We start from the raw sequence: 912 nt of genomic DNA on the forward strand, positions 1-912 counted from the left end.
CTGCGCTGCAATTGTTAATTAGAATGGTACCTAGGTCATTAGTTCCTAGAGTAGTAATTAATAGTGCTACCTTACTTGCACCTTTGAGATTGGCAGAATTGAGTGAAATTTCTTTTTGATAATTAAGGATTTCATAAGCGTTTAAGGCAATATTATCAAAATTAACATGATTATTAGTAATATCTTGACCATTGCCATCGTAAAAGTGAATATCAAGTGCAAGAGTTTGATCAATCGATGATTGAATATTGAAATTGATTTTTACAGGATAATTTGCCATTTCTGAAATCTTATCAAGATCATTAATCCAAAAGTTTACCCCTCTATACTGCGTATTGGCTGTTGAAGTAATTTTCAGCCATTCTTGATCCAGATATTTAGTAGTTGAGATAACTGTATCTACAGTATTAGGGGATGGTTGACCATCAAATGACTCGGGTAGTATATTTAAATTTTTATATTCAAGAACTGCGCTGCAATTGTTAATTAGAATGGTACCTAGGTCATTAGTTCCTAGAGTAGTAATTAATAGTGCTACCTTACTTGCACCTTTGAGATTGGCAGAATTGAGTGAAATTTCTCTTTGATAATTAAGGATTTCATAAGCGTTTAAGGCAATATTATCAAAATTAACATGATTATTAGTAATATCTTGACCATTGCCATCGTAAAAGTGAATATCAAGTGCAAGAGTTTGATCAATCGATGATTGAATATTGAAATTGATTTTTACAGGATAATTTGCCATTTCTGAAATCTTATCAAGATCATTAATCCAAAAGTTTACCCCTCTATACTGCGTATTGGCTGTTGAAGTAATTTCCATCCATTCTTGATCCAGATATTTAGTAGTTGAGATAACTGTATCTCCATTATTAGGAGTTGGTTGACCATCAATTAACTCGGGTAGCA

The 912-nt window shown here is 32.2% G+C and carries 1 protein-coding gene; it reads right to left on the reverse strand.

What is annotated here, in order from left to right:
- On the reverse strand, nt 1–912 hold a 912-nt coding region (locus H5993_RS09170), incomplete at both ends, for a hypothetical protein (protein WP_204777105.1).

The organism is Limosilactobacillus alvi (assembly GCF_016900115.1).
Lineage (GTDB): Bacteria > Bacillota > Bacilli > Lactobacillales > Lactobacillaceae > Limosilactobacillus > Limosilactobacillus alvi.